This window comes from Xenophilus arseniciresistens, assembly GCF_028023875.1.
GTDB lineage: Bacteria > Pseudomonadota > Gammaproteobacteria > Burkholderiales > Burkholderiaceae_C > Xenophilus > Xenophilus arseniciresistens.
The window spans coordinates 182,418-202,620 of the sequence record NZ_JAQIPB010000007.1; the positions used below are offsets into that span (position 1 = coordinate 182,418).

Sequence of the window (20,203 nt, forward strand, 5' to 3'; positions counted from 1 at the left end):
GAAACCGGTCTCAAATCCGGCCAAACCCGAATCGGGCGCGCCTTGCGCCCCTCAGCAGGAGACAAAGAAGCCATGCGATTGAAGGGAAAGACCGTGCTGGTCACGGCCGCGGGGCAGGGCATCGGGCGCGCCAGCGTCCTGGCCATGGCGGCCGAGGGTGCCGAGGTCTGGGCCACCGATGTGAACGAGGCCCTGCTGGCGCGCTATGCCGGCGTGGAGCGGGTGCGCACCCGGCGGCTCGACGTGCTGGACAAGGCCGACATCGCGCGCACGATGGCCGAGCTGCCGGCGCTGGACGTGCTGTTCAACTGCGCGGGCGTGGTGCACAACGGCACGGCGCTGCAGGCCAGCGACGAGGACCTGGACTTCGCCTTCCGGCTCAATGTGCGGGCGCAGATGTGGACCATCCAGGCCGCGCTGCCGCGCATGCTGGTCAACAGCAACGGCCAGGGCGGCCAGGGCCGCGGCAGCATCATCAACATGGCCAGCGTGTGCTCCAGCATGAAGGGCCTGCCCAACCGCTTCGTCTACGGCACCACCAAGGCCGCGGTGCTGGGCCTGACGAAAAGCGTGGCGGCCGACTACGTGGGCCAGGGCATCCGCTGCAATGCCGTGTGCCCCGGCACCGTGGACACGCCTTCGCTGGGCGAGCGCATCAACGCCAATACCGACCCCGAGGCCGCGCGCCGCGCCTTCATCGCGCGCCAGCCCATGGGCCGGCTGGCGCAGGCCGAAGAGATCGCGCCCGTGGTGGTGTTCCTGGCCAGCGACGAATCGGTGTTCGCCACCGGCCAGGCCTTCACCGTGGACGGCGGCATCACGATATGAACCAGCTCGACTTCCGCGGCCGCCATGCGGTGGTGACCGGCGGCGCCACGGGGCTGGGGCTGGGCATCGCGCAACGGCTGATCGCCTCGGGCGGCAGCGTGAGCCTGTGGGACCGCGACGAAGCCGCCGTACAGGCCGCCGCGCGGCAACTGGGCCCGGCGCATGCGCGCGCCGTGACGGTGGACGTGACCCAGGCCGAGGCCGTGCAGGCCGCGCTGGCACAGACGCTGGCGCATGCGCCGCGCGTGGACGCGCTGGTCAACAGCGCCGGCATCACGGGCCCCAACGTCCGGCTGTGGGACTACCCCGTCGACGCCTGGCGCGCCGTGATGGACGTGAACGTCAATGGCGTCTTCCTCTGCTGTCGCGCATTGAGCGCGCACATGCGCGAGCACGGCTACGGCCGCATCGTCAACATTGCCTCGGTGGCCGGCAAGGACGGCAACCCCAACGCCAGCGCCTACAGCGCCAGCAAGGCGGCCGTCATCGGCCTGACCAAGTCGCTGGGCAAGGAACTGGCCGACACCGGCATCCGCGTGAACTGCGTGACGCCGGCTGCCGTGAAGACCGCCATCTTCGAGCAGATGACGCCCGAGCACATCGCCTTCATGCTCTCGAAGATCCCCATGGGCCGCTTCGGTACAGTCGAAGAAGTGGCCGCGATGATCGGCTGGCTGTGTTCCGAGGACTGCTCCTTCTCGACCGGCGCGGTCTTCGACCTCTCCGGTGGCCGCTCCACCTACTGATCACCCCCCCGTCTGGATGGCGCATTGCGTGTGCCATCCCATCCGCTCACTGTGCAACCCAACCTGCAATAGGAAAACAACGACATGAAACTCGTCCGCTACGGCAAGCCCGGCAAGGAAAAGCCCGGCCTCATCGACGCCAACGGCCAGTTGCGCGACCTCTCCTCGGTGGTGCCCGACATCGGCCCGGAACAGCTGGGCGATGCGGCGCTGGCCAAGCTGCGCAAGCTCAAGACCGAGAAGCTGCCGCTGGTGCGCGGCAAGCCGCGCTACGGCAGCCCGGTGGCCAACGTGGGCAAGTTCATCGCCATCGGCCTGAACTACGCCGACCATGCGGCCGAATCGGGCATGCCCATTCCTTCGGAGCCCGTGGTCTTCACCAAGGCCAACAGCTGCATCCAGGGTCCCAACGACCCGGTGATGCTGCCCAAGGCTTCGGTCAAGACCGACTGGGAAGTGGAGCTGGGCGTGGTCATCGGCACGCGCGCGCGCCATGTGTCGCAGAAGGACGCGCTGAACTACGTGGCCGGTTTTTGCGTGGTCAATGACGTGAGCGAACGCGCCTGGCAGCTCGAGCACGGCCTGACCTGGGACAAGGGCAAAGGCTTCGACACCTTCGGCCCGCTCGGCCCCTGGCTGGTCACGCGCGACGAGATCGACAACGTGCAGAAGCTGGGCATGTGGCTGGACGTGAACGGCCAGCGCATGCAGACTGGCAACACCAAGACCATGATCTTCAACGTGGCCAAGCTCGTGAGCTACGTGAGCCAGCTCAACACGCTGATGCCCGGCGACGTGATCACCACCGGCACGCCCCCGGGCGTGGGCATGGGCATGAAGCCGCCCGTGTTCCTCAAGAAGGGCGACGTGATCACCCTGGGCATCGAGGGCCTGGGCGAGCAGCGCCAGGAAGTGGTGCCGTTCAAGCTCTGAGCCTGAGCCGAGACGGCTTGCAGGCAAGGGGCGCGCGGCGCCCCTTTTTCATCGCCGGGTCGCGCCTCAGGGCTTGCCAGGCTTTTGCTGCAGCATGCGCGCAAAGGCCTCTGCGGCGGGCGACAGGGCCAGTGCGCGCCGCTGGTAGATGAAGAACTCGCGCTGCAGCGCGGGGTTGCGCAGCGGCAGCAGGCGCACGCCGAAGTTCGTCTCGAAGGTGCGCGCGTAGTCCGGCACCATGGCCACGCCCGAGCCCTTGCCCACCATGGCCATGGCTGTGGTGAGGTACTCGACCTCGACCACGGTCTGCATGGACAGCGAGGCGTCCTGCTCATGCAGCCGCTGCTCCAGGTAGCGGCTGAAGTCGCTGCGGTACAGCACCCAGCGCTGGTCGCGCAGATCGCTCCAGCCCACGGTCTTGCGCGCTGCCAGCGGATGGTTGGCCGCGCAGGCCAGGCGCATGGGCACATGCATGAGGAAGCTGCGGCCGACGTCGTCGCCGGTGCTGCGCTCGGGGCCGATGCCCAGCTCGGCATCGCCCCGCCGGACGGTGCCCACGATGTCGTCGGCCTTGGCGTCGGTGATGTGCAGGCCGATGGTGGGATAGGCCTGCTCGAAGCGGGCCAGCACATCGGCCACCCAGGTGCAGGCCAGCAGCTGCGGCGCCACCACGCGCAGCACGCCGCTTCGCAGCGTGCGCAGGTCGGTGGCGCCCTGTTCGATCTGGCGCAGGTCCTCGAGCATGCGCCGCGCCAGCGGCAGCAGCTGATGGCCGGCCTCGGTCAGCGTCACGGCGTGGCGGGCGCGGTCGAACAGCTTCAGGCCCAGTTCGTCCTCGGCCTGCTGCACCAGCATGCTCACGGCCGATTGCGTCAGGTGAAGCTGGCGCGCCGCCAGCGTGAAGCTGCCCGTGCGCGCCACCATCGAGAACGCGCGGATCTGGCGTAGCGAGAGGTTCATGGCCGCACCATTGTGGCCGCAACTGCCTGCATGAATCAGGAAATCTGATTCCCGTATCAAATGAACTTTCTTGTCTGATGCCGGCGCCCTCGCAAGAATTCGCCCCATGCACATTGCAGTCATCGGGACGGGAATCGTCGGCACCTGCACCGCCGCCTGGCTTCAGCGCGACGGCCATCAGGTCACCTTCTTCGATCCGCAGGAGCCGGGCGAAGCCTGCTCCTTCGGCAACGCGGGCTCGCTTTCGCCCAGCGCCTGCCTGCCGGTGGGCATGCCGGGCATGTGGAAGCGCGTGCCGAACTGGCTGCTGGACCCGCTGGGGCCGCTGACGGTGCGCTGGCGCTACGCGCCGGTGGTGCTGCCCTGGCTGCTGCGCATGCTGCGCCACTCCTCGCGCGAAGAGGTCACGCGCATCGCCACCGCGCTGCGCAGCCTGCTGGCGCCGATCTTCGAGTGCTACGACCCGCTGCTGCAGGACGCGCAGGCCACGCAGCTGGTGCGGCGCTCGGGCTGCCTGTACGTGTATTCGTCGCGCGAGCGGGCCGACCAGTGGCGCTGGGGCATGCAGCTGCGCCGCTCGCTGGGCGTGGAGATGATCGACGTGCAGCAGGACGAACTCGAATCGCTGGAGCCGGACCTCAAGGGGCGCTTTCGCTTCGGCATCCTGGCGCCGCAGAACGGCTCCACGCTCGATCCCTGCGCGCTCGTGAAGGCCCTGCACGCCCATTGCATGGCGCGCGGCGCGGCCTTCGTGCGCCAGCGCGTCACCGGCTTCGAGCGCCAGGGGCGCTCGGTGCAGGCCGTGCGCCTGGCCGACGGCCAGGCCGTTCCCGTGGACGGCGTGGTGGTGGCGGCGGGCGCCTGGTCGGGCCGGCTCGCGGCGCAACTGGGCTCGCGCGTGCCGCTGGAAACGCAGCGCGGCTACCACGTCACCGTGCGCAGCTCCAACCTGCAGCTGCGCCACACGGTGATGGCGGTGGAGAACAACCTGATGGTCAACCCGATGTCCATGGGTCTGCGGCTGGCAGGCACGGTGGAGTTCGCGGGCCTGCAGGCGCCGCCGCGCTACGAGCGCGCGCAGGCGCTGCTGCGCCTGGGACAGCAGTTGTTCCCGCACCTGGACACCTCCGAGACCACCGAGTGGATGGGCCACCGCCCCTGCATGCCCGACAGCCTGCCCGTGATCGGCCCCACGCGCGATGCGCACAACGCCTGGCTGGCCTTCGGCCACGGCCACATGGGCATGTGCATGGGCGCAAGCACCGGCCGTGAAGTGGCCCACCTGGTGGCCGGCCGCAGCCCGCAGGTGGATCTGCGGCCCTTCCGGCCCAACCGCTTCTGAACCCATCGCACATCGCCATGAGCAGCCAGGATGTGGTGCTGATCTGCACCGAGGGTTTTTCAGACGTCATGACCCTGGCGCGCCAGCACCGCGCCGACCCCTACATGCTGCATGTGCCGGCCTCGCCCTGGCCGCAGCTGCTGCCCGCCGACTGGCGCATCGAGGCGAGCGGGCGCATGGACGCCAGCGGCACCGAGGTCCAGCCGCTGGCGCCCGAAGCCGTGCTGCAGGCGATGGCCGCGCTGCCGCGGCCGCCGCGCGCGGTGGCCATCAGCCTGCTGTTCGCGCATCGCAATCCGACGCACGAGCTGGCCCTGGCGCACGAGCTGCGCACGCGCTGGCCCGATCTGCCCGTGGTCTGCTCGCATGAGCACCCGGTGCCCGAGGGCGGTGAATACGAGCGCACGCGCGCCACGCTGGCGGCCGTGGGCCTGACGGCGCCTGCGCCGCAGCAGCAGCAGGCCGCCCCGGCCCTGGCGGGCGATGCGCTTCCTCTGCAGCTCGAAGCGCTGGCCAACCGCATGCAGCAGCGGCTGGTGCGCGAAGCCGTCTCCAGCGTGGTGCGCGAGGCCATGGACTGCGCCACCGCCATCTTCCTGCCCGACGGCCGCCTGGTGGCGCAGGCGCGCACGCTGCCGCTGCTGCTGGGCAGCCTGTCGCCGGCCGTCAAGGGGCTGCTGGCCGCCTTCGCCTGCGAAGACATGCGCGAAGGCGATGGCTATCTGCTCAACGACCCCTGGCACGGCGGCACCCACCTGCCCGACCTGACGCTGATGCGGCCGGTCTTCGTGGACGGCCGCGTGGTGGCGCTGGTGGCCTGCATGCTGCACCACCAGGACGTGGGCGGCATCGCACCGGGGTCGGTGCCCACGCACGCCACCTCGATCCAGCAGGAAGGGCTGCGCGTGCCGCCCATGCAGCTGTATGCGGGCGGGCAGGTGGACGCGGCGCTGCTGCGCCTGCTGTGCGCCAACAGCCGCATGCCCGACAACCTGAGCGGCGATCTGCACGCGCAATGGCTGGGCCTGAGCCAGGGCGCCGATGAACTGGCTGCGCTGTGGCGGGCCGAGCCCGCAATGGCGCAGCGCTGCGGGCAGGCGCTGCAGGCGGCGCAGGACGCAGCCCGCGCCGCCTTGCGCGCGGCGCCCGACGGCGACTACGTCTTCGAAGACGCACTCGATGGCGACGGCCTGAGCCCGCAGCCCGTGCGCGTGGCGGTGCGCATCCTCAAGCGGGGCGAACAAGCCATGCTGGACTTCACGGGCTGCGCCGACCAGACGCCCGGGCCGGTCAACGCATCGCGTGCAGCGGTGCAGGCGGCCGTGGCCTACTTTGCCCACATGCTCGCGCCGCAGGCACCGTGCAACGATGGCAGCACTGCGGTGCTGACCCTTCGCACGCGCCCGGGCAGCATCGTCGATCCGCTGCCGCCCGCGGCGGTGAACGCCCGCACCAACCTGGTCAAGCTGCTGGCCAACGCGCTGCTGGGCGCGTGGTCGCAGGCGCTGCCGGCGCAGATGCCGGCACCCAACGCGGCCGAGGTGGTGGTGCTCTCGCTGGGCGGCACGCGGCCCGACGGCAAGCCCTGGCTGCTGACCGAGATCATTGCTTCTGCAGCCGGCGGCGCGCCCTGGGGCGCGGGCGGCTCGGGCGTGTCCACCGATGTGGGCAACGCGCGCAATACGCCGGCCGAGGCGATCGAGGCCCAGGCCCCGCTGCGCGTGGAGCGCGTGGCCGTGCGCGCGGGCTCCGGCGGCAGCGGCACCCACCGCGGCGGCGACGGCGTGCTGCGCATCTACCGGCTGCTGCACGGCAGCGGCAGCATTTCCTACCGCGGCGAACGCCACCAGATCGCGCCGCAGGGCGCGGCCGGGGGCGCCCCGGGCGCCTGTGCGGCGGCGCGCATCTTGCGAGCCAGCGGCGAGGTCGAGCACCTGGGCGCCAAGGCGCGCGCGCACTGGCAGGCGGGCGACCGCCTGGTCATCGAGACCGCAGGCGGCGGTGGCTGGGGGTCGGCGCAAGCCCAGGCCTGAAGGCTGCGCGCGCCGGTCTTTTTTCTTCCTCTTCTTTGATGTCTCTTGGTTCCCTGGAGGGCCCTATGAAGTTCTCGATTTCCCGGCGCCGTTCGTTGCGCCAACTCGCGGCGGGGGCGCTGGCGGTGAAGGCCGGCGCGGCCCTGGTCCCGCTGGCGGCGCAGGCCCAGAGCCCCATCACGCGCATCGTCGTGCCCTTCCCGCCGGGCGGCAGCACTGATCTGCTGGGGCGCCGCCTCGCCGAGTACCTGGCCACGGCGCTGGGCCACCCGGTGATCGTGGAAAACCGCGCGGGCGCGGGCGGCACCGTGGGCGCGGACTACGTGGCCAAGGCCGCACCCGACGGCCACACGCTGCTGTTGGGCGTGACGGGCAGCAACGCCATCGCGCAGTCGCTGTATCCCAATCTGCCCTACCACGTGCTCAAGGACTTCGCGCCCGTCTCGATGGTGGTGAGCGCGCCGCTGGTGGTGAGCGTGCATCCTTCCGTCAAGGCGCAGACGCTGGCCGAGTTCGTCGCGCTGGCCAAGGCCAGGCCCGATGCGATCAGCTTTGGTTCGGCCGGCAACGGCACCTCCATGCACCTGACCGGCGAGATGTTCAAGATCGCCACCGGCGCGGGCATGGTGCATGTGCCCTACCGCGGCAACGGGGGCGTGATGTCCGACCTGATGGGCGGCCAGATCGAGGCCACCTTCGGCGACCTGCTGGTGCTGCAGCCGCACCTGGAAGCCGGGAAGATGCGGGCGCTGGCCGTGACCTCGCTGCAGCGCAACCCGTTGCTGCCCCACGTGCCCACGGTGGCTGAAAGCGGCTATCCGGGCTTCGAGGCCCTGTCGTGGCAGGGCGTGTTCGCGCCGGCCGGCACGCCCCCGGCCGTGGTCCAGAAGCTCAGTGCCGAGATCGCGCGTGGCCTGAAGTCGCCCGCCATCCAGGACTACTTCGCGCCACGCGGCTTCAAGGTCGAAGGCACGACGCCGCAGGCCTTCAAGGCCTTCGTGGAAGCCGAGACCGCCAAGTGGTCGCGCATCGTCAAGGCCTCCGGTGCGCAACCCGGCTGAGCCCGTGCCCGCGCAGATCGAGCGCCTCGGCCCGCCCGTGGCGCGCGGTGGGCAGGTGCAGCCCATCTCGCCGGCCGTGGCCTGGGACCGGCTGGTGTTCGTGTCGGGCCAGGTGCCCATGGCGCAGGGCCGGCCCTGCGCGAGCGACATCACAGGTCAGACCGAGGCCACGCTGGACATGATCGAGGCCATCCTGGCGCGCGCGGGCTGCACGCTGGCCGACGTGGTCAAGACCACGGTGTGGCTCACCGATGCGGCGGACTACCCGGCCTTCAACGCGGCCTATGCGCGGCGTTTCGCGCCCGAGGCGGCACCCGCGCGCTCCACCGTCATCGCGGGGCTCATCGCGCCGGTGAAGGTCGAGATCGAGGCGGTGGCGGTGCGGCCGGGCTGAGCCCGGCCCGGCGCCCTCAGCGCCCGCGGCTGGCCACCAGCTTCATGCCGGGCATCAGCTCGGCGGCCAGCTCGGGCCGTTCGAGCGCGTAGTCGAGGTTCATGCGGGCGATCTCCACATGTTCCTCGCCCAGCGCCTGGGCGCGGTAGCCCTGGCCCTTCTCGATGGCCTGCACCATCGCGTGGTGCGTGCGGTGCGCCTGCTGCATCCACTGCTGGCCTTCCACCATCGACGACTGCATCGGCAGCATGGCGCTGGGCGCGGCGAAGGGCTGGCTGTCCAGCATGTCCATGATGCGGCGCACGGCCGAGTTGCCGCAGCCTTCGACCACCAGGCGGTGGAAGCGGTCATTCATCTCCACATAGGCGGCGTAGTCGTCCAGCTCCATGGTGGGCTTGTTCACGGCCTGGTCGCCGGCGTCCAGGCAGTCGTGCAGGTCGCGCAGCAACTGGCGCGGCGCGCCGTCTTCGGCCAGCAGGCGCAGCGCCAGGCCTTCGATCACACCGCGCACGCGGATCGAGTCGGCGATCTCCTGCGAAGTGAAGCGCCGCATCTGGTAGCCGCCGGCGGGAGAGGGCTCGATCAGCCCTTCATGTTCCAGGCTGGCCAGCGCAAGGCGCACCGGCGTGCGCGAGGCGCCGAGCTTCTCCGCCAGCGGGATCTCGGCCAGCCGCTCGCCCGGGCCGAATTCACCCTTGAGGATCAGGTCGCGCAGTTGCACGAGCACGCGGGATTGTTGGGAGTCCATGGAGGCCTTGAATGCATGCAGAAATCGGGCCGGATTGTAGAAGTCGGCCGATCTGCACGCATCGATTCCGTCATGGCCCGATTTCTGCATGCAACTAGGGAAAACACATAGAACAAAGCGCCTCTGCACTGCTTTGATGCGCGCGGAAAGCGTCATTTATGTGCATTATTCCGAGTGTTTCAGTGCGGCATTTCACTGTTCCCAAGATGATGCCGCAGAGAATGAATTCCATTGCATGCAATTGCATTCATGAAACACGCTAGCCCTGGAGCCCTTCGATGATCAGCGCCGAACAGAACGACCTCATCACCCGCGTCGGACGCGGCACGCCCGCGGGCACGCTGCTGCGCAAGTACTGGCAGCCCGTGGCCCTGGCCGAAGAGCTGCGCGGCCCGCGGCCGCTCAAGCCCGTGCAGCTCATGGGCCAGCATTTCGTGCTCTTCCGCGACGAGACCGGCCGCCTGGGCCTGCTGGACCGCGACTGCCCGCACCGCGGCGCCGACCTGGCCTACGGCCGGCTGGAAAACGGCGGCCTGCGCTGCGCGTTCCACGGCTGGCTGTTCGACGCCAGCGGCCAGTGCAGGGAAACGCCGGCCGAGCCGGCCGGCAGCAAGCTGTGCACGCGCATCCGGCAGGGCGCCTATCCGGTGCTGGAAAAGAGCGGCATCGTGTTTGCATACATCGGCGAAGGCGAGCCGCCGGCCTTCCCCGACTTCGACTGCTTCGTCGCGCCCGAGAGCCACACCTTCGCCTTCAAGGGCCTGTGGGAGTGCAACTGGCTGCAGGCGCTGGAAGTGGGCATGGACCCGGCCCATGCCTCCTTCCTGCACCGCTTCTACGAAGACGAAGACACCTCCGAAAGCTACGGCAAGCAGTTCCGCGGCGCCTCGGCCGATTCGGACCTGGCCATCACCCAGGTGCTGCGCGAGTACGACCGGCCCGAGATCCGCGCGGAGGCCGCGCCCTACGGCATGCGCCTGACCACGCTGCGCACGCTTTCGCCCGAGCAGACCCACGTTCGCGTGACCAACGTGGTGTTCCCGCAGGCCTTCGTCATTCCGATGAGCACCGAGATGACCATCTCGCAGTGGCATGTGCCCGTCGACGACCACCACTGCTACTGGTACGCCATCTTCACCAGCTTCACCGGCCCAGTCGACAAGCAGCAGATGCGCGAGCAGCGCCTGAAGACCATCGACCTGCCCGACTACACCTCGCGCAAGAACAAGCGCAACGCATACGGCTACAGCGTGCAGGAGCAACTGACCCGCACCTACACCGGCATGGGCGAGGACATCAACGTGCACGACCAGTGGGCCTGCGAATCGATGGGCAGCATCCAGGACCGCACGCGGGAGCACCTGGGCACCACCGACAAGGGGATCATCATGTACCGCCGCCAGCTGGTGAAGGCCATCGAGGCGGCCCAGGCCGGCGAGCCCGTGCCCATGCAGCCCACGCCCGAGGAGGCCGGCGCGCTGACCGGCCCGCCCTCCATCGACGGCGTGGCCGCCGCCGACAAGGCCGACACCTACTGCATGGACGCCGACCGCGTGCGCCGCCAGGGCTCGGACTGGGCCCGCGAGCGGCTGGCCGCGGCCTGAGGGAGCGCACGGTGAGCACCTCTTTCGCCGAACGCTTCGGCCTCTGGAGCGCGCAACAGAAGGCCGAGGCCGCCGAGATCGTCGGGCGCATCGACGCCGGCGAGATCGACGTGCTGCGCTTCGCCTGGCCCGACCAGCACGGCGTGCTGCGCGGCAAGACGCTGGTGGCCGAGGCTGCGCGTGGCGCGCTGGCGCGCGGCATCAACCTCACGACCACCTTGCTGGCCAAGGACACCTCGCACCGCTCCGTCTTTCCGGTGTTCTCGGCCGGCGGCGGCTTTGCGCTCGAGGGGCTGCAGGGCGGGGCCGACTTCGTGGTCCTGCCCGATCCATCGACCTTCCGCATGCTGCCCTGGGCGCCGCGCACCGCCTGGGTGCTGTGCGACGCCTACATGAAGGACGGCCAGCCCTGCCCCTTCGCCACGCGTCGCATCCTGCAGCGTGCGCTGACGCAACTGGGCGCGCAGGGCCTGGAGTTCGTGGCCGGCCTGGAGGTGGAGTTCCACGTCTTCAAGCTCGACCAGGAGGCGATGGCGCTGGCCGACGCGGGCCAGCCCGGCACGCCGCCCTCGGTCTCGCTGCTCACGCATGGCCACCAGTACCTGACCGAGCTGCGCTATGACCGCGTGGACGGCCTGATGGAGCTGTTGCGGCGCGAGCTGCAGGCCCTGTCGATGCCGCTGCATTCGCTGGAGATCGAGTTCGGTCCGAGCCAGTTCGAGCTGGTCTTCGGCCCCACGGCGGGCCTGGCGCCTGCCGACACCATGATCCTGCTGCGCAGCGCGATCAAGCAGATCTGCCAGCGCCACGGCTACCACGCCACCTTCATGTGCCGCCCGCGCATCCCCAGCGTGATGTCCAGCGGGTGGCACCTGCACCAGTCGCTGCGCCATGCGGAAGGCGGCGACAACGCCTTCATGCCTGCGGCCGGCAGCGCCGACCCGCTGAGCCCGCTGGGCATGCAGTACCTGGCCGGCTTGCAGGCCCATGCCTGCGGCGCAGCTGCGCTGGCCAGCCCCACGCTCAACGGCTATCGCCGCTACCGTCCGTTCTCGCTCGCGCCCGACCGTGCGATCTGGGCCCAGGACAATCGCGGCGCCATGCTGCGCGTCCTGGGTGCGCCGGGCGACAGCGCCTCGCGCATCGAGAACCGCGTGGGCGAGCCCACGGCCAACCCTTATCTGTATCTGGCCTCGCAGATCTTCTCGGGGCTGCACGGCATCGCGCAGGGCATGGACCCGGGCCCCTCGGCCGACGCCCCCTATGAGACGCCGGCCCGGCAACTGCCGCGCTCGCTCGACGCCGCGCTCGATGCGCTGCAGGCCGATGCGGTGCTCGTCGAGGGCCTGGGCCAGGCCTTCGTGGACTACTACTGCCACATCAAGCGCGCCGAGATCGCGCGCTTCAACCTCGAGGTGACCGAATGGGAACACCGCGAGTACTTCGACATGTTCTGACCATGCCCACGATCCACTACATCCTCAAGGACGGCAGCACGCGCAGCGTCGAGGCCAAGCCCGGCGCCAGCGTGATGGAGACGGCCATCCACCACAACATCCGCGGCATCGATGCCGAATGCGGCGGCAGCTGTTCGTGCGCCACCTGCCATGTCTATGTGGCTGAAGCGTTCCTGCCGCGCCTGGACCCGCCCGACGAGATGGAGGACGAGCTGCTGGACGGCACGGCCAGCGCGCGCGAGCCCGGCAGCCGCCTGAGCTGCCAGATCACCGTCACGGCCGAACTGGACGGCCTGACGGTGCGCGTGCCGCCGACGCAGGTCTGATGGCGATGGCCGAAACACTGGTCATCGTCGGCGCCTCCTATGCGGGCGTGCAGCTCGCGGCCTCGGCGCGCGAACTGGGCTTCTCGGCCCCCATCGTGCTGCTGGGCGACGAAGTGCATGCGCCCTACCAGCGCCCGCCGCTGTCCAAGGGCCTGCTCAGCGGCAAGACCACCGCCGACCAGCTTGCGCTGCGCGGCCCCGATTTCTATGCCGAGCAAGGCATCGAACTGCGCCTGGGCGTGCGCGCCACCGCCATCGACGTGGCGGCGCAGCGCGTGCAACTGGCCGATGGCGGCACGCTGGACTACGGCTGGCTGGCGCTGGCCACGGGCGCGCGCTGCAGGCCATTGCCCGTGCCCGGCGCGCAGCTGCGCGGCGTGCATGCGCTGCGCACGCTGGACGATGCGCTGGCCGTGCAGGCGGCCGTCACGGCTTGCGGCCCCGGGCGCCGTGCGTGCGTCATCGGCGGCGGCTTCATCGGCCTGGAAGTGGCCGCCGCGCTCAAGGCCGCGGGGGCCGAGGTCACGGTCATCGAAGGCCAGCCGCGCCTGCTGGCGCGCAGCTTCCCGCCGGCCATGTCCGACTACGTGGCCGACGCACACAGGCAGCGCGGCCTCACCCTGGAGCTGGGCTGCGGCGTGCAGGCACTGCAGGGCGATGCCAGCGGCCAGGTGCAGGCGGTCCAGCTGGCCGACGGGCGCCTGCTGCCTTGCGACATGGTGGTGCTGGGCATCGGCGTGCTGCCCAACACCGAGCTGGCCGAGGCGGCCGGCATCGCCTGCGCGGGCGGCATCCTGGTCGACGGCCTGAGCCGCACCAGCGCGCCGCAGGTGCTGGCCATGGGCGACGTGGCCAACATGGCGCTGCCCGCCGTGGCGGCCCTGCCCGGCGGCCCCGAGCGAATGCGGCTCGAATCCATCCAGGCCGCCAACGACGGCGCGCGCGCCGCGGCTTCGCTGATCGCGGGCCGGCCGCAGCCGCTGTCGGCCGTGCCCTGGTTCTGGAGCGAGCAGCACGAGCTGAAGTTCCAGATGGCGGGCCTGCCCGCGCCGGGCGACCAGTGCGTGCTGCGCGGCGACATGGCCAGCGACCGCTTCACGCTGTTCTACCTGCGCGATGGCGCGGTGGCCGCCGCCCATTCGGTCAACCGGCCGGCCGAACACATGCTCGCGCGCAAGCTGATCGCCGGCCGCGCGCAGATCCCGCCCGAGGTGCTGGCCGATGCGGCCAGCGATCTCAAAGCCTTTTCAACCCTCCGGCCTGCGGGCTGACCCTTTCTCACGGAGTTCCACGATGAAGATGACCAAACGCTCCCTCCTCGCCACCGCCACGGCGGCGGCCCTGGCCTGCATCGCCGGCGCTGCGCAGGCCCAGGACGCGCTCAAGATCGGCCTGATCGGCACCTACTCCGGCCCCTATGCCGACTATGGCCGCCAGTTCGACGCGGGCGTGGCGCTGTACCTGAAGGAGCACGGCGGCAAGATCGCCGGACGCAGCGTGGAAATCGTCAAGAAGGACACTGCCGGCCCGAACCCCGATGCCTCCAAGCGCATCGCGCAGGAACTGATCGTGCGCGACAAGGTGCAGATCCTCACCGGCCTGGACTTCAGCCCCAACGCCTATGCCGTGGGCGCCGTGGCCACGCAGGCCAAGATCCCCACGGTGGTGATGAATGCCTCTTCGTCCGCCATCACCACCAGCTCGCCCTATGTGGCGCGGCTGTCCTTCACGGTGCAGCAGGTCTCGGACCCGATGGCCCGCTGGATGCTCAAGAACGGCACCAAGGAAGCCTATGTGGTGGTGGCCGACTATGCGTCGGGCACCGATTCGCTCACGGCCTTCAAGAAGGCCTTCGAGCAGGGTGGCGGCAAGGTGGTGGGCGAGCTGCGCACGCCCATGAACAACCCCGATTTCTCGGCCTACGTGCAGCGCATCAAGGACGCCAAGCCGCAATCGGTGTTCTTCTTCTTCCCCTCGGGCGTGATGCCCCCCGCCTTCCTCAAGGTGTGGAAGGAGCGCGGTATGGAAGAGGCCGGCATCAAGCTCTATGCCACCGGCGAAGCCACCGACGACAGCTACCTGGAGGCCACCGGCGACGTGGCGCTGGGGCTGGTCACCAGCCACCACTACTCCTATGGCCACCCGTCGGCCAAGAACCAGAAGTTCGTGAAGGACTTCGAGGCTCAGTTCGGCACCAGCATGCGGCCCAGCTACTTTGCCGTGACGGCCTATGACGCCATGGCCGCCATCGACCTGGCGCTCAAGAAGACCGGCGGCAACGTCAGCGGCGACAAGGTGATGGAGGCGCTCAAGGGCCTCGCGTTCGAAAGCCCGCGCGGCCCGATCGAGATCGACGCGGCCACGCGCGACATCGTGCAGACCGTCTACATCCGCAAGGTGGAAAAAGTGGGCGGCAAGCTGGTGAACGTGGAGTTCGACAAGTTCGACCGCGTGAAGGACCCGGCCAAGGAAGCCGCCGCCAAGTAAGGGCGCGCCGCAACGAGGCCGCGCGCGCACGCCGCGCGCCGGCCCGGCGGCCCCGCCTGCCCACCGCGCCGCACCGGCGCACCCCGCACGCGCGGCCACCGGCCGGCTTCTCGTGCGCGCAGCATTGGAATTCCCCATGGGTGTTGTCCTTTTTGATGGAGTGGCCTACGGCATGCTCCTGTTTCTCATGGCGGTGGGTCTGTCCATCACCATGGGGTTGATGAATTTCGTCAACCTCGCGCACGGCAGCTTCGCGGTGGTGGGCGGCTATGCGGCCGCCGTGCTCATGAACCAGCTGGGGCTGTCCTACTGGCTGGCGCTGGTGGCGGCCTTCGCGGCGGCCTCGCTGCTGGGTGCGGTGCTGGAGTTCGTCTTCTACCGGCGGCTGTACCGCGCGCACCCGCTGGACCAGGTGCTGCTGTCCATCGGCATGGTGTTCGTGTCCATCGCGGCGCTCACCTATTTCTTCGGGCCGTCGATGCTGCCTTTCAACCTGCCGCCCGCACTGCAGGGGCAGTTCTCGGTGGCGGGGCTGGAGCTGAGCCGCTACCGCGCCTTCCTGATCGTGGCTGGCGTGCTGGTGCTGGCGCTGCTGCTGCTGGCCATGGGCCGCACGCGCTATGGCGCGATGGTGCGCGCCGCGGTGGACAACCAGCGCGTGGCCGGTGGCACGGGCATCCACGTGCAGCGCCTGTTCTTCCTGACCTTCTCGCTGGGCTGCGGCCTCGCGGGCCTGGGCGGCGCACTGAGCCTGGGCATGCTGGGGCTGGAGCCTTCGTTCCCGCTCAAGTACCTCGTGTACTTCCTGATCGTGGTCTGCGTGGGCGGGGCCGGCACCATCACCGGGCCCTTCATCGCGGCGCTGCTGGTGGGCATCGTGGACGTGGCAGGCAAGTACTACCTGCCCGAGGCCGGCGCCTTCCTGATCTATGTGTTCATGATCGCCATGCTGCTGCTGCGGCCCAACGGCATCGTTCCCAAGAAGGGCATCGCCTGATGAAAGCCATCACCCTGAGCCCGGGCCAGCTGCGCGCGGCCGAAATCGCCTTCTGGCTGCTGCTGGCGTCGAGCTTCTTCCTCACGCCCGACCATCTCACGCTGCTCTCGCAGATCCTGATCTTCGGCCTCTTCGCCGTGGCGCTGGACATGGCGCTGGGCTACGCCGGCATCCTCACGGTGGGCCATGCGGCCTTCTTCGGGGCCGGCGCCTACACCGCCGGCCTGCTGGCCAGACACGGCTGGGGCGAGCCCTTCAGCGGCCTGCTGGCCGCGCTGGTGGTGGCGGGCCTGCTGGGCTATGCGCTGAGCTACCTGATCGTGCGCGGCGCCGACCTCACGCGGCTGATGATCACCATCGGCGTGTGCGTGCTGCTGTACGAACTGGCCAACCGGCTCTCGGGCATCACGGGCGGCACCGACGGCCTGCAGGGCATGCAGGTCTCGCCGGTGTTCGGCGTGTTCGAGTTCGACCTCTTCGGCAAGACGGCCTTTTGCTACGCGCTGGGTGTGGTGCTGCTGATGTTCCTGCTCGTGCGGCTGGTGCTGCGCTCGCCCTTCGGGCTGTCGCTGCGCGGCATTCACGACAACCGCAAGCGCATGCTGGCCATCGGCACGCCGGTGGAGTCGCGCCTGCGCATGGCCTACGGCTTTTCCGCCGCGGTGGCGGGCGTGGCTGGCGCGCTGATGGCGCAGACCACGCAGTTCGTGGGCATCGAATCCATCGGCTTCAACCGCTCGGCCGAGATCCTCATCATCCTGGTGCTGGGCGGCACGGGCCGGCTCTATGGCGGGCTCATCGGCGCCATCGTCTACATGGTGGTGCACGACTGGTTCGCCGACATGAACCCGCAGTACTGGATGTTCTGGCTGGGCATCTTCCTGATCGCAGCCGTGATGCTGGGCCGCGGCGGCATCATGGGCGCGCTGTCGCGCCGCTTTCGCGTGAAGGAGCAAACGCGATGAGCGCGCTGCAGACAACGGGCCTGGGGATCAGCTTCGGCGCCTTCCATGCCGTGGCCGATGTGAACCTGTCGCTGGAGCCGGGCGCCCGCCAGGCCCTGATCGGTCCCAACGGCGCGGGCAAGACCACGCTGATCAACCTGCTCACGGGCATCTACCGGCCCAGTGCCGGCAGCATCCGGATGAACGGACAGGACATCACGGCCTGGCCGGCCGACCGGCGCGCGCGCAGCGGGCTGGCGCGCACCTTCCAGATCAACACGCTGTTCCCGGGCCTCACGCCGCTGCTGTCGGTGGTGCTGGCCATCCATGAGCGCGAAGGGCAGGGCGCGACCTGGTGGCGCCCGTACATCAGAAGCACCGCGGCCTTCGACGAGGCCCATGCGCTGCTCAGGCGCCTGCGCCTGGACGCGCTGGCCAACGTGCCCGTGGCCGAGCTGGCCTACGGCAAGCAGCGGCTGCTGGAGATCGCGCTGGCCCTGGCCGCGCGCCCGCGCATCCTGCTGCTGGACGAGCCCGCCGCGGGCGTGCCCGAGGACGAGAGCGGCGAACTCTTCGACGTGATCGCCGAGCTGCCCGAGGACATCAGCGTGCTGTTCATCGAGCACGACATGAAGCTGGTGTTCCGCTTCGCGCGCCGCATCTCGGTGCTGGTGGCCGGCCGCATCCTGACCGAAGGCTCGCCGGCCGAGATCGGCCACGACCCGCGCGTGCGCGAGGTCTACCTCGGCAAGACCCACATCAGCCTGCAAAAGGAGCCGGCCCATGTCTGAGCTGCTGGCCTTCGAGGCCGTGACTGCCGGCTATGGCAATGCCGTGGTGCTGGACCGGCTGGGCTTTTCGATCCGCGCAGGCGAGAGCCTGGCCATCCTGGGGCGCAACGGCGTGGGCAAGACCACCACGCTCGAAACGCTGATGGGCAACACCCGCGTGAGCGGCGGCAGCATCCGCTGGCGCGGGCAGGACATCACGCGCGCCGCGGCCCACCAGCGCGCGCGCGCCGGCCTGGGCTGGGTGCCGCAGGAGCGCGAGGTCTTTCCCTCGCTCACCGTCGAAGAGAACCTCGGCGTGGTGGCGCGCCCGGGCGCCTGGAACCTTGCACGCGTGTACACGCTGTTCCCGCGGCTGCGCGAGCGGCGCGGCAACTACGGCAACCAGCTCTCGGGTGGGGAGCAGCAGATGCTGGCCATCGGCCGCGCGCTGATGACCAACCCGCAACTGCTGCTGCTGGACGAGCCCATGGAGGGCCTGGCGCCCATCATCGTGGAGGAGCTGGCCGACGCGATCCGCCGCCTGTGCGAGCAGGAAGGGCTGGCCTCCATCGTCGTCGAGCAGCACCCGGTGCTGGCGCTGGAGATGACGCACCAGGCCATCGTGCTCGAACGCGGCACCGTGGTGCATGCCGGGCCCAGCGCCGCGCTGGCCGCCGACTCTGCGCGCCTGGACGCGCTGCTGGGCGTGGGCATGCCCGCCTGACGACGGAATCCATCGGCCCGCACGGGCCACTTCAGGGCAGGACCACTCCACCAACAAGAGACCCAACCGACATGACTGCACCTTCACTCTCTCGCGCCGCGGGCGCGGTACTGGCTGCCCTGCTGGCCACGGGCTGCGCACACCAGACGGCCGGCACGCCGCCTGACGTGGCCTATGTCAACGGCAAGATCATCACGGCCGACAAGGCTTTCTCCATCGCGCAGGCCGTCGCCATCAAGGACGGCAGCTTCGTGGCCGTGGGCAGCAACGAGCGCATCCGGGCGCTCGTCGCGCCGCAGACCCGCGTGGTCGATCTGCAGGGCCGCACCGTCGTGCCGGGCCTGATGGACGCGCACACCCACATGGACGGGGCGGGCACGGTCGAAACCACCGCGCAGGTGATCAAGGCGCGCACGGTGGCCGAGGCGCAAACCATCATTGCCGACTTCATCCGCGCCAGGAACGTGCCGCGCGGGCAGTGGGTGCAGACCAGCCGCTGGCACCCGCCCTCGCAACTCAAGGAACAGCGCTACCTCACGCGCCAGGAGCTGGACGCCGTGGCGCCCGACCATCCGGTCTACGTGCAGACCGTGGGCCATTTCGCGATGGCCAACAGCAAGGCGCTGGCCGCGGCGGGCATCACGCGCAACACGCCGGACCCGGTGGGCGGCAGGATCCATCGCGACGCCAACGGCGAACCCAGCGGCGTGGTCGAATCCGCCGCGCTGCAGCTGGTCGAGAAGGTCATTCCGCCGCCCACCTTCGAGCAGCGCGTGGCGCAGAACATCGCGGGCCAGCGCGTCTACAACCGCTCGGGCATCACCAGCACCGTGGTGGCGGGGCTGAGCGAAGACCAGATCAAGGCCTACTACGAAGTCGCGCAGCGCGGCCAGTCCACGGTGCGCGCGGGCATGTTCTGGCGCTTTCCGGCCGACAGCGCCCAGGCCTTCGAAGCGCAGCTCAAGGCGGCGCCTTTCAAGGACGGCCAGGGCGACGACTGGGCGCGGCTGGCCGGCATCAAGCTGGTCTCGGACGGCGGCATGACGCTCAAGTCGGCCTACATCCGCGGCAGCTATGCCAATGAGCCCAGGAACCACGGCATGGTGGCGGTGGACCCCGACACCTACATGCAGCAGGTGCAGCTGGCCAACCGCAACGGCTGGCGCGTGCACACCCACGCGGTGGGCGATGCGGCCGTCGACCTCACGCTCAAGGCCTATGCCGCAGCCGATGCGCAGCGCTCCATCAAGGGCCGCCGCTTCAGCGTCGTGCACGGCAGCCTGGTGGCGCCGGACCAGATCGACACGGCGCGCGCGCTGGACGTGCGCATCGATGCCCAGAACGCCTTCATGTGGGACAAGGCCGGCACGGTGGAGCGCTACATGGGCCCGCTGCTGGCCAACCGCGCCGTGCCCACGCGCCGCCTGATCGACGTGCTGGGCATCGAGCGCACCTCGGCCGGCACCGACAACGAGGTCAACCTGCTCAACCCCTTCGTTGGCATGTACCTGATGGTCACGCGCAAGGACCCGCGCGGCGTGGTCTACGGCGCCGACCAGAAGATCTCGCGCGAGGAGGCGCTGCGCCTGTACACCAACGCCGGTCCCTACCTGACCTTCGAGGAAGAGCGCAAGGGCGCCATCGAGGCCGGCAAGCTGGCCGACATGGTCGTGCTCTCGGCCGACTACCTCAGCGTGCCCGAGGCGCAGATCAAGGACATCGTCACGCTTGAAACCATCGTGGGCGGCAGGTCGGTGTACCGCGCCGCGCCTTGAATTGGAAGCTGCGCTGATGGCGCACAGGGCCGGCCGTGGCGGCCGGTCCTTTTTCCTGTTTTTTTGGAAGCCGC

Annotated in this window: 19 protein-coding genes; 17 read left to right on the forward strand and 2 right to left on the reverse strand. The window is 69.7% G+C overall.

The genetic code is table 11. From position 1 onward, the window contains the following. Nucleotides 1-72 precede the first annotated feature (72 nt). From PGB34_RS15645 to PGB34_RS15655, 3 genes are all read left to right on the forward strand, one after another. Entirely contained in the window at nt 73-828 is a 756-nt protein-coding gene (locus PGB34_RS15645; protein ID WP_271429034.1) for an SDR family oxidoreductase, read from the forward strand. Beyond that, nucleotides 825-1,574 carry an SDR family NAD(P)-dependent oxidoreductase gene (locus PGB34_RS15650; RefSeq protein ID WP_271429035.1) on the forward strand — a complete coding sequence of 250 codons (750 nt, stop codon included), beginning with the start codon at nt 825-827 and terminating at the stop codon, nt 1,572-1,574. Before PGB34_RS15645 ends, PGB34_RS15650 begins: the two co-directional genes overlap by 4 nt. An 84-nt stretch (nt 1,575-1,658) precedes the next feature. After that, nucleotides 1,659-2,507, forward strand: coding sequence for a fumarylacetoacetate hydrolase family protein (locus tag PGB34_RS15655; RefSeq protein WP_271429036.1), 849 nt, complete (start codon nt 1,659-1,661; stop codon nt 2,505-2,507). 66 nt (nt 2,508-2,573) lie between these two features. On the opposite strand, the gene PGB34_RS15660 is transcribed toward PGB34_RS15655, so the two are convergent. Continuing rightward, nucleotides 2,574-3,467 (reverse strand): LysR family transcriptional regulator, encoded by an 894-nt coding sequence (locus PGB34_RS15660; protein ID WP_271429037.1) that lies wholly within the window; start codon nt 3,465-3,467, stop codon nt 2,574-2,576. A gap of 106 nt (nt 3,468-3,573) precedes the next feature. On the opposite strand from PGB34_RS15660, the gene PGB34_RS15665 reads away from it, so the two are divergent. The 4 genes from PGB34_RS15665 to PGB34_RS15680 all read left to right on the forward strand — a co-directional run bounded on the left by PGB34_RS15665 (nt 3,574) and on the right by PGB34_RS15680 (nt 8,297). Further along, a complete protein-coding gene (locus PGB34_RS15665) occupies nt 3,574-4,809 on the forward strand; it encodes an NAD(P)/FAD-dependent oxidoreductase (protein WP_271429038.1) in 1,236 nt (411 codons plus the stop codon). Between the two features lie 17 nt (nt 4,810-4,826). After that, nucleotides 4,827-6,842, forward strand: coding sequence for a hydantoinase B/oxoprolinase family protein (locus tag PGB34_RS15670; RefSeq protein ID WP_271429039.1), 2,016 nt, complete (start codon nt 4,827-4,829; stop codon nt 6,840-6,842). A 65-nt stretch (nt 6,843-6,907) separates the two neighbouring features. After that, nucleotides 6,908-7,903, forward strand: coding sequence for a Bug family tripartite tricarboxylate transporter substrate binding protein (locus PGB34_RS15675; RefSeq protein WP_271429040.1), 996 nt, complete (start codon nt 6,908-6,910; stop codon nt 7,901-7,903). Beyond that, nucleotides 7,887-8,297 (forward strand): RidA family protein, encoded by a 411-nt coding sequence (locus PGB34_RS15680; protein WP_271429041.1) that lies wholly within the window; start codon nt 7,887-7,889, stop codon nt 8,295-8,297. Before PGB34_RS15675 ends, PGB34_RS15680 begins: the two co-directional genes overlap by 17 nt. A 16-nt stretch (nt 8,298-8,313) precedes the next feature. Here PGB34_RS15680 and PGB34_RS15685 read toward each other — a convergent pair whose 3' ends face one another. Continuing rightward, nucleotides 8,314-9,045 (reverse strand): GntR family transcriptional regulator, encoded by a 732-nt coding sequence (locus PGB34_RS15685; protein WP_271429042.1) that lies wholly within the window; start codon nt 9,043-9,045, stop codon nt 8,314-8,316. Between the two features lie 278 nt (nt 9,046-9,323). Between PGB34_RS15685 and PGB34_RS15690 the strand changes: the two genes are divergently transcribed. From PGB34_RS15690 to PGB34_RS15735, 10 genes are all read left to right on the forward strand, one after another. Further along, on the forward strand, nt 9,324-10,649 hold the full coding sequence (locus tag PGB34_RS15690; RefSeq protein WP_271429043.1) for an aromatic ring-hydroxylating dioxygenase subunit alpha: 1,326 nt from the start codon (nt 9,324-9,326) through the stop codon (nt 10,647-10,649). A gap of 11 nt (nt 10,650-10,660) precedes the next feature. Continuing rightward, nucleotides 10,661-12,106: a glutamine synthetase family protein gene (locus PGB34_RS15695; RefSeq protein WP_271429044.1), complete on the forward strand. Its 1,446-nt coding sequence runs from the start codon at nt 10,661-10,663 to the stop codon at nt 12,104-12,106. 2 nt (nt 12,107-12,108) lie between these two features. After that, nucleotides 12,109-12,432, forward strand: a complete 324-nt coding sequence (locus PGB34_RS15700; RefSeq protein ID WP_271429045.1) for a 2Fe-2S iron-sulfur cluster-binding protein — start codon at nt 12,109-12,111, stop codon at nt 12,430-12,432. Then, on the forward strand, nt 12,432-13,703 hold the full coding sequence (locus PGB34_RS15705) for an NAD(P)/FAD-dependent oxidoreductase (RefSeq protein WP_271429046.1): 1,272 nt from the start codon (nt 12,432-12,434) through the stop codon (nt 13,701-13,703). The genes PGB34_RS15700 and PGB34_RS15705 overlap by 1 nt, the downstream gene beginning before the upstream one ends. A 22-nt stretch (nt 13,704-13,725) precedes the next feature. Beyond that, nucleotides 13,726-14,919, forward strand: a complete 1,194-nt coding sequence (locus PGB34_RS15710) for an ABC transporter substrate-binding protein (protein ID WP_271429047.1) — start codon at nt 13,726-13,728, stop codon at nt 14,917-14,919. 136 nt (nt 14,920-15,055) lie between these two features. After that, entirely contained in the window at nt 15,056-15,916 is an 861-nt protein-coding gene (locus PGB34_RS15715) for a branched-chain amino acid ABC transporter permease (protein WP_271429048.1), read from the forward strand. After that, a complete protein-coding gene (locus PGB34_RS15720; RefSeq protein ID WP_271429049.1) occupies nt 15,916-16,881 on the forward strand; it encodes a branched-chain amino acid ABC transporter permease in 966 nt (321 codons plus the stop codon). Before PGB34_RS15715 ends, PGB34_RS15720 begins: the two co-directional genes overlap by 1 nt. Continuing rightward, complete coding sequence (locus PGB34_RS15725) at nt 16,878-17,651, forward strand: ABC transporter ATP-binding protein (RefSeq protein ID WP_271429050.1); 774 nt, start codon at nt 16,878-16,880, stop codon at nt 17,649-17,651. Before PGB34_RS15720 ends, PGB34_RS15725 begins: the two co-directional genes overlap by 4 nt. Continuing rightward, nucleotides 17,644-18,354 (forward strand): ABC transporter ATP-binding protein, encoded by a 711-nt coding sequence (locus PGB34_RS15730; protein WP_271429051.1) that lies wholly within the window; start codon nt 17,644-17,646, stop codon nt 18,352-18,354. The genes PGB34_RS15725 and PGB34_RS15730 overlap by 8 nt, the downstream gene beginning before the upstream one ends. Before the next feature lie 71 nt (nt 18,355-18,425). Continuing rightward, nucleotides 18,426-20,129 (forward strand): amidohydrolase, encoded by a 1,704-nt coding sequence (locus PGB34_RS15735; protein WP_271429052.1) that lies wholly within the window; start codon nt 18,426-18,428, stop codon nt 20,127-20,129. Nucleotides 20,130-20,203 lie beyond the last annotated feature (74 nt).